Annotated in this window: 10 protein-coding genes; 9 read left to right on the forward strand and 1 reads right to left on the reverse strand. The window is 42.7% G+C overall.

Going from position 1 to position 8,541, the window contains the following annotated elements; translation table 11 throughout:
* Positions 1-30: 30 nt before the first annotated feature.
* The 8 genes from argJ (at position 31) to NCCP2331_RS16230 (ending at position 7,314) form a co-directional block, all read left to right on the forward strand.
* Positions 31-1,263 (forward strand): bifunctional glutamate N-acetyltransferase/amino-acid acetyltransferase ArgJ, encoded by a 1,233-nt coding sequence (gene argJ / locus NCCP2331_RS16195; protein WP_251671825.1) that lies wholly within the window; start codon positions 31-33, stop codon positions 1,261-1,263.
* Positions 1,226-2,005 carry an acetylglutamate kinase gene (argB, locus tag NCCP2331_RS16200; RefSeq protein WP_251671826.1) on the forward strand — a complete coding sequence of 260 codons (780 nt, stop codon included), beginning with the start codon at positions 1,226-1,228 and terminating at the stop codon, positions 2,003-2,005. Before argJ ends, argB begins: the two co-directional genes overlap by 38 nt.
* Positions 2,002-3,132: an acetylornithine transaminase gene (locus NCCP2331_RS16205; protein ID WP_251671827.1), complete on the forward strand. Its 1,131-nt coding sequence runs from the start codon at positions 2,002-2,004 to the stop codon at positions 3,130-3,132. Before argB ends, NCCP2331_RS16205 begins: the two co-directional genes overlap by 4 nt.
* 152 nt (positions 3,133-3,284) lie before the next feature.
* Positions 3,285-4,826 carry an NlpC/P60 family protein gene (locus tag NCCP2331_RS16210; protein WP_285835523.1) on the forward strand — a complete coding sequence of 514 codons (1,542 nt, stop codon included), beginning with the start codon at positions 3,285-3,287 and terminating at the stop codon, positions 4,824-4,826.
* A 465-nt stretch (positions 4,827-5,291) separates the two neighbouring features.
* Positions 5,292-5,777 (forward strand): hypothetical protein, encoded by a 486-nt coding sequence (locus tag NCCP2331_RS16215; RefSeq protein ID WP_251671828.1) that lies wholly within the window; start codon positions 5,292-5,294, stop codon positions 5,775-5,777.
* A 44-nt stretch (positions 5,778-5,821) separates the two neighbouring features.
* The gene (locus tag NCCP2331_RS16220; protein ID WP_251671829.1) at positions 5,822-6,094 is read left to right on the forward strand and encodes a hypothetical protein; all 273 of its coding nucleotides are present in this window, start codon (positions 5,822-5,824) and stop codon (positions 6,092-6,094) included.
* Positions 6,095-6,241: 147 nt separating this feature from the next.
* Positions 6,242-6,805, forward strand: a complete 564-nt coding sequence (locus tag NCCP2331_RS16225; protein WP_251671830.1) for a hypothetical protein — start codon at positions 6,242-6,244, stop codon at positions 6,803-6,805.
* A gap of 131 nt (positions 6,806-6,936) precedes the next feature.
* The gene (locus tag NCCP2331_RS16230) at positions 6,937-7,314 is read left to right on the forward strand and encodes a DUF3221 domain-containing protein (protein WP_251671831.1); all 378 of its coding nucleotides are present in this window, start codon (positions 6,937-6,939) and stop codon (positions 7,312-7,314) included.
* Positions 7,315-7,408: 94 nt separating this feature from the next.
* On the opposite strand, the gene NCCP2331_RS16235 is transcribed toward NCCP2331_RS16230, so the two are convergent.
* On the reverse strand, positions 7,409-7,846 hold the full coding sequence (locus NCCP2331_RS16235; protein ID WP_251671832.1) for a hypothetical protein: 438 nt from the start codon (positions 7,844-7,846) through the stop codon (positions 7,409-7,411).
* A gap of 293 nt (positions 7,847-8,139) precedes the next feature.
* Here NCCP2331_RS16235 and NCCP2331_RS16240 point away from each other — a divergent pair.
* On the forward strand, positions 8,140-8,541 hold a 402-nt coding region (locus NCCP2331_RS16240), incomplete at its 3' end, for a PDC sensor domain-containing protein (protein ID WP_251671833.1).

The raw sequence follows: 8,541 nt of genomic DNA on the forward strand, positions 1-8,541 counted from the left end.
GAAAACACCAGAATTGAGGGGAGCACTACTATGGAAACCATCGAAAGCATGAAGCGTATCTCGCGTAAAAATATTGTGTCACCAAAAGGGTTTAAGGCAGTCGGCATCCATTGCGGACTGAAACATAAGAAAAACGATCTGGCGCTCTTGGTCAGCGAAGTGCCGGCAAGCGTTGCGGGAGTCTTCACTACGAATGCGATCCAAGCGGCTCCGCTGAGTGTCACGAAACAAGTCGTCTATGAGACGCAGAAAATGCAGGCAGTCGTCATCAACTCGGGTAATGCCAATGCATGCACAGGTAAACAGGGAATGCTGGATGCGCTGCAAATGCAGCAAGAAACAGCTGATCACCTGGGAATTGATAAAAGCTTAGTCGGCATCGCTTCAACAGGCGTCATTGGGGAATCAATGAAAATGGAGCCACTGCTGGAAGGTATCAAGCAACTGCAGCCCATTGATAGTCTGGAAGGTTCCATTCAATTCTCTCAAGCTATTTTAACGACTGATACGGTTACAAAGAATACAGCGTATGCAACAGCGGTGGATGATCGCGAAATCGTTATTGCCGGCGTGGCAAAAGGTTCCGGCATGATCGAACCGAATATGGCGACTATGCTCGGTTTCATTACAACAGATGCAAACATAGAATCGGAATACTTACAGCAGGCATTAAAGGAAATAACAGACGTTACGTTCAACTCGATTACAGTTGACGGAGATACTTCTACCAATGATATGGTACTAGTCCTGGCGAACGGAATGGCAGGAAATGATGCGTTGACACCTGCGCATCCCGATTGGCAGTCGTTTATTAATGCACTGCATGCGGTGTCACTCGACTTGGCGAAAATGATTGCTAAAGACGGAGAAGGTGCAACAAAATTGATAGAAACAAAAGTGACAGGTGCAATTTCTGATGAAGAAGCGCGTAAAATTGCCAAATCAGTAGTCGGTTCCCCGCTTGTGAAGACAGCAGTTTTCGGATGTGATGCCAATTGGGGCCGTATCATTGCAGCAATCGGCTACAGCGGGGCGGCAGTTGATCCGGATACGATTAATATCTATATCGGCACGACGCTTGTAGTGGAAAACAGCGAGCCCGTCGAATTTTCTGAAGAAGATCTGCTGATTTATCTGAAGCAGCATGAAGTGAAGTTTTTAGTGGAACTGAACCAGGGACCGAAAAACACTGGTAAGGGAACAGCATGGGGGTGCGATCTGACTTATGACTACGTCCAAATCAATGCAACCTACCGTACGTAAGCGCCAGGTTATCAAACTGGGCGGCAGTATGCTCGATGAATTGAGCACCGCTTTTTTTGACAGAGTGAAACAATTACAGCAAGAAGGCATACAATTAGTAATCGTCCATGGCGGCGGACCCAATATCAATCAGGAACTTGCGGACCGCGGCATCACATCTTCCGTAGTGAACGGCTTTCGAGTGACATGTGGAGAAGCCATCGGTGTCGTCCAGTCCATCTTAATTGGACGTGTGAATCCCGCGCTCGTTCACCGTTTTAATGAAGAAGGTGTCAAGGCAATTGGATTGAGCGGTTTTGATGCGAATCTGTTCACTTGTGATTTGCTGGATTTTGAGACCTATGGATATGTAGGGGAGATTCAGGAAGTGAAAACGGAGATTCTGGATTCATTGCTCGAAGCAGGTATTATTCCCGTCATTTCCTGTATCGGTGCAACGAGCAAAGGGGAGCCGTTAAATGTTAATGCAGATACAGTCGCAAGCCGCATTGCACTGGCAATTGAAGCGGAAAGTCTGCTGCTTGTAACAGATACGCCGGGTATTCGGATTCAAGATCAGCCACAGGCGCATGCAGTGCCTTCAGATATTCACGGCTGGATTGAATCGGAAGATATTTACGGCGGGATGATCCCGAAAGTGCAGGCGGCAATGGACTGTCTCCAGGCAGGAATTCCATCTGTCCAGATTGTCGGGCAGCAATTGTCCGGCACGATTATTACAAATGAGGAGGCTGTCGTGTGACTTCATTATTCAATAACTATGCAAGACGTTCTGTGCACCTGGTGAAAGGCCGGGGTACGGTCGTCACGGACGATCAAGGGAAAGAGTACCTCGATTTTACAAGCGGCATCGCCGTCGTCAGTCTTGGCCACGCACATCCCGCGATTGTCAAAACGCTGAACGAACAGGGTGAAAAACTGTGGCATACCTCGAATTTATTCGAAAGTCCTGAACAGGAAAAGTTAGCGGAAACGCTGATGAAAGATACCGGTCTTGCGTACGCATTATTCTGCAACAGCGGTACAGAAGCGAATGAAGCGGCAATCAAACTGGCAAGAAAGCATACTGGAAAACATCATATACTGACGTTTAAACAGTCTTTCCATGGACGGACTTTTGGTGCCATGGCAGCAACCGGTCAGGAAAAGATTCAGCAAGGCTTCGGTCCAATGCTGGAAGGCTTTGAATGGCTGCCGTTTAACGACGCAGCTACGCTTGAAAATGCAGCGAATGAAAAAACAGCAGCGATCATGCTTGAGGTCATCCAAGGCGAAGGCGGCGTCAATTCTGTTGACCCGGCATTCGCAAAAGCCGTAATGGAAACTTGTGAAAAGTACGGCATCCTATTGATCATTGACGAAGTGCAGACGGGAATCGGTCGAACGGGCACGCGCTATGCTTACGAGCAGACAGCTTTGAAACCCGATATCGTCACACTGGCGAAAGGGCTCGGCGGAGGCTTTCCGATTGGGGCACTCTTAGCGGGGAAAGAGTTGTTCGATACATTCGGTCCAGGTTCCCACGGCACGACATTCGGCGGGAATCCGCTAGCTGTATCGGTCGCTCAGACAGTTGTCGATCTAGTGTTCGAGCCTGCATTCTTACAAGATATACAGGAGAAATCAACATACTTGAAAGAGCAGCTGACTGCGGCAATTCCAGCAGATAAGTATTCATTGCGAGGAAACGGGCTTCTGATTGGAATTCATTCGAATGAAGAAATCGGTTCTGTGATCCAGCAAGCAGAGCAGCAGGGGCTATTGCTTGTGCCGGCGGGAACGAATGTTATCCGCTTGCTGCCCCCGCTGACTGTCACGAAGGATGAAATTGATCAGGCAGTTGCGATTTTGAAGAAGTTATTAGTGTAAAGCTACTTGAATTAAAGCAGTCAGCGAACTGCTATTCAATTTGCAGGAATTCTCCAGTAGCGGAGGATTCCTTTTTAGTTTTTTCTATACAAAAAAATCTCACTCAGGTATAGTAAATGAAACAAAATTAATAGATTGGAAGTGTTGCAGACTTGAAAAAACTATGCGGTATGCTGCTGGCTTTGTTCATCGCAGCTTTTGCATTCCCACTGTCTTCTTTTGCCGCTGTATTCACAGATGTGTCAGACCAACATTCCGCCGCTGCAGAAATAAAATATTTAGCCGATAAAGGAATCCTGCTAGAAAAGCCGAATGAAAAGTATCGAGTCAATGATCCGATCACGCGCTTAGAAGCTTCTGCGATGATCCAGCGGGCACTTAATCTGCCGATGGAGAATCGTCCGAGTGTAGAATTGAGCGATATAAAGACTTCCCATCCTCACTATGCACTCATTGCGACGATGGTCGATGAAGGGATTTTCACAGGTAATGCCGAGCAGCAATTCCTGCCGGACGGCAACTTAAAAAGAGGACAGATGGCTGCTGTTTTTGTTCGTGCATTTGACTTGAAAGGAAAGACCGATTATCGCTTCCGTGACGTGCCAAGTACATACTGGGCACTCCCGGATATTCAGACATTGTCTGTCAAATCCATAACAACAGGCTTTCTCGATAATACTTTCAAGCCGAATCAATCGCTGACACGCGGACATTTTGCCGTGTTCCTTGCGCGAATTCTAGAACCGGAATTTACAGACACACCTGCCTGCTATAAAGGGGATAATAGAGCACAGCAAATCATTAATGTTCCTGTTGCTACGCTGTGGAAAACGCCTGGTGACAAGCGTCATGTTGATGCAGCTGCTGTCAGTAAAACACCGGATATCGGCAAGTGGCTGAAGGAAATGGATCTGCCTCAAAAACAATGGCTGGTAGGCAAGGTCGAAACACAGGCCCTTTACGGTCAGGAAGTAAAAGTATTGCAGACACATAAGGACTGGGTGCAAGTGGCTGTTCTGGATCAATCTTCACCGAAGAATGCAGCGGGTTATCCGGGGTGGATGCTGAAAAGTCATTTGACGACTGTCTATCCCAATTATTCATCATGCGAAAAGGCAATGGTGAAAACGAAGACTGCTGTTTTATCACAGGATGAGAAAGGTCAAAAGCCTTTCCGTACGATTAGTTTTAATACCACGCTACCGATTGTTGGAAAAGCGGGGAACCTAATTGCTGTTCAGACACCCGCTGACGGTGTGAAATACATCAACAAGAATACTGTCAAGACAGTAAACGCAAAAGGAACGATGCCGAAACCGACAAAAGAGCAAATTATAGAAACGGCTAAAACTTTTGATGGATTGTCTTATCTGTGGGCAGGCACTTCCGGTTTCGGCCTGGATTGCTCGGGCTTTACGTATTCCGTTTACCGCCAGCATGGCATAAACTTACCCAGAGACGCCTCTGTTCAAGCCGTCAACGGTTTGAAAGTGGAGAAGAAAAATTTACAGGCGGGGGATTTACTGTTCTTTGCATACAATAAAGGAAAAGGCACTGTACATCATGTGGGCATGTATATCGGCAATGGCCAAATGATTCACGCGCCGAATCCAAAACGGACAGTAGAAATTGTACCGCTGACATTGGAACCGTATAAAACAGAATACGCCGGGGCACGCCGATACCTGCGTTAATTAAAAAATGCACAGATAATTATTGTAACTCGTTCAGTTGAGCGCTATAGAAAAAAATGAAAAAGCACCGGACACATCGGTGCTTTTTCATTTTTCTGAAGTTTTGTTGGATATATTTAGTATAATGAAAGGGAGATATGAAAGGAATATCGTTGTTAAATAATCGGGTCATTTTATTGTAAAGGGGGAAGACATTTGGAGCACCGTATATTCAAATTCCTGTTATATTTTTTAGTTCTTTTCACCGTAAACTTGGTGATTAATGCTGTGTTTAAACATGATTTGAATGTATCAACGGCATTTTCAGTTGCGTTAGGTGTTAGTTGGGGAATCATCTACTTTGGTCCATACGTGTACGGGAAATTTAGTAAGAGGTAAGCACATACTTAAACAAACGGGCGCTATAACATTATTAAAAGAGCGCCCTCGGGTCATTAATGCTAACTTAGACGAGGAATGGTTACATTGAAAAAAATTATTGTTGCTCTATCAGTTTGTATATTAATTGTGTTAAGTAGTTGTTCGGATAAAGACGAAGGCAAGTTCACAGTTGGCGCTATGTCTACTAACGTTTTCCCTTCAGGTAGCACCTACTCTTTGGTCTTACCTTTTGAATGGTCTGGAAGCCAACCTGCTGTTATTGACTCCATTAAGATAGTGGTTGGCGACGCAGAGATACAAGATACAGAGGGTATTTCTTACGAGTTTTATGGTGGACGTCCAAATAAACCTGTTGGAGTTTATCCCGAAGATATTGAATATGCTAAAGATGTAAAACAAAATATCCAAGGATATGAGATAAAAGACGAAGGAACTCTTATTCTGAAAGTGAAATTAAACAACGTAAATAAAAATGATAATAGGCAGATGAAAATTCATTATAGTGTAAACGGAGAAGAAAAAGAGCAAATAATATCGACGTCAACTGTAGAAGAGCTTTCAACCAAATAATTCATCAAACGGGCACTTTTATGGAAGAGCAAAGGAGTGAACAAATGGAAACCAACAAAGAAATTAGTGATGCAGTCCAACAAGAAAATATGGCTAAAAACGATAGCAGAAATATACTAAAAGTTATTGGTTGGCTAAATGCAATCCTAGCTTTAGGTTTTATTCCAATTCTATTGGGAATCGTAGCTATTTGTATGGGAGTCGTTTTAAAAAATGATTATGATGAAAAGAAGCATGGTCTATATCTTATCATAGGTGGAATAGTTGGTGGCTTAGCGGGGTTGATAATTGGTATCGTTATTAATTTATATATATAAAGCAATCGGGCGCTAGTCTGAAAAAAGTATCAGCGCCCTGTATTGAAGAATTGAACTAAATTGGTGAGTAAGAGAAGACGATTTGTAATGATGATTGCATCTTTACAAAAACGAATTGTGTAAATAAAACATAGGAAGGGAACTGTCATGTCAAATAAAAATGTAAAAGTTTTCAAAGTGTCCTTTATTAGTTTTATGTTGCTACTTACTGGGGTATTGTTCGCTGCCTGTTCAAATACCGAGGCAGGGGATCCAAATGCGGGGATTGTCGAAAAAGTCCTAAAGCTTCAGTTCAACGGTCCTGACGAAAAAATTATGGATTTGCTTCTAAATCCTGATTACACAAAGGTCGTAGATGGTAAGCAAGTCAATGAGGAGTTCGATCAGTACGTCACAGAAGTATATGGAGATTATTTTACTGAATACTATCTAATCCCATTTTTTTCAACGTCAGGGCTAGTTTATCCGACTGCGGCAGAATTCTCTGGTTATGAATTAAATTTGGAAGACACAGTCGTTAAACAAACTGAAAAAGATTCAAACAGATATACATTCACTGCAACTGTCGGTTATTCAAAAGATGGTGAGGAAGAAAAGACAGCAGATGTATCGGGAGTTGTCTTATTCTCTACTAAGGAGAAAGGGAAAATCGGCAAGTTTGAATATGGTGAAGACAATGGGCTTTATAAAGAATTATCTTCAGGTGAATAAAAGCTTCTTCTTCAGTCGAGCGCGGTTGCTGCAAAAGTAATCGTGCCTATATTGCAAAAGGGCTATTATGTTAAAAAAATCTTGTAACTATACTGTGAAAATGCAGTCTAATGCGATAGAAGGGGAGAGTAATGAAAAAGTTATTAACTTTATTTGTCGCATTGAGTTTTCTAGTTGCTTGTGGACAAGAACAATCAAATAACATAGAAGATACGAATAGTTCTTTGGAACAACAAGAAGGCACTATTGTGGACATTAGAGCGTCTGAAAATGGTTGGAGTCAAATATTAGTTATACCAGATGTTAGCGAAGAAGATATTTTCAATAAGAAAGAGGAAGAGTTAATAAAAATAGCACAAGAAAAAGATGGAGCATATTATGGTTTTGAAAGCAGCAAGTACAAAGAATTAGAGGTAGGGGCGCGCGTAATTGTATATTGGAAAGGAGAACAATTAGATTCCGATCCGCCTCAACGTGGAATAGAACAGGTAGATATAGTTTCAAAATAATTTTTACATGTAACAGACCCCCGATTCATAAGCGAATCAGGGGTCTGTTTAAAATGTTTTTATACCCTTGAATTGAAAGGTTTACGTGTGCTTTTTACTTTGTAATTCGGCCTTCAAAAAGCAAGTTATCCTCTTTTAGATCGATGATTTTCACATGCTGGTCGTGCTTGATGAAAATACTCTTATAAACTTTTTCACCATTTTGATTTTCGAAAAGGATGATTCGTTTGCCCGGATTGTCCGCCTCGACGCGGGATGTAAGCTCATCCATTGGCAAATGGTCTTCCAGAACAGCGGATTCTTCGTATTGTGACAGTCCGGAATCAGTTGAAGCCGACTGATCTTCAGTATTTTCTTTTTCAAGTGCCGTCTCGCTGTCTTCAGTTGCTGCCTGATCTGTTTCTGCAGCGTCTTCTTCAGGCTCTATTGTATCTACAGAAATTTCATTATCATCTTTCGGTTTTGCTTCTTCTTCGTTTCCGCATGCAGCCAAAAATAAAGCGAGCACCGGCAGTAGCCATAATTTCTTCAATGTAAGTCACTCCTATATAGTTTGGAATTCGTCATTTAAACAGTTTAAAAGAAAATATCGTGTAAATCAATTTAAGTGCCTTATTCTATTGAAAGAATAGAATATGACTTTACAGTTGGTACGGCTATCAAATTAGCCTCAGCAAATTATCCAGTACTTCTTATTTCCCGAACTTCTTAAGCGAACAAGAAAGCCCTCAACTATACTCTTACTATTCAAAATTCATATTACTTTTATCATGTTATGTGATATAGTAAATATATAGTAGATAGGCGCTGAACGGGGGAACATGGATGGAAAAACTTTTGAAAAAATCATCAGCAAGAAGAGCGTTGAGAAAAGTGCAAGATGTCACAAAGCGTATTCAGCCTTTTATTACCAACGAGCAATCATTCCATACGAACTATCAGAAGCTGCACAAGTTGCTGGACGATGAACTGAGAGAAGACGAATACTTCGTTATTGTCGATGAAACCGGGAAAAGCTATATCCATACGAACCGACTGTGGGAAGGGACCTTGTTTGCCGATCCGGCAGGTCTTAAAGCAGCCAACACAAAAGAGCCGTTGCTGCAAATATATGATCGGCAATCAGGGGAGCGTCTCATTGATGCCTCCGTACCGATAACACAAGTCAATGGCATGCGTTATAATCTGCGGCTTGGCCGGATTGTACATCAAAAATATATACTTTAC

Source organism: Sporosarcina sp. NCCP-2331, assembly GCF_023707945.1.
Taxonomy (GTDB): Bacteria; Bacillota; Bacilli; order Bacillales_A; family Planococcaceae; genus Sporosarcina; species Sporosarcina cascadiensis.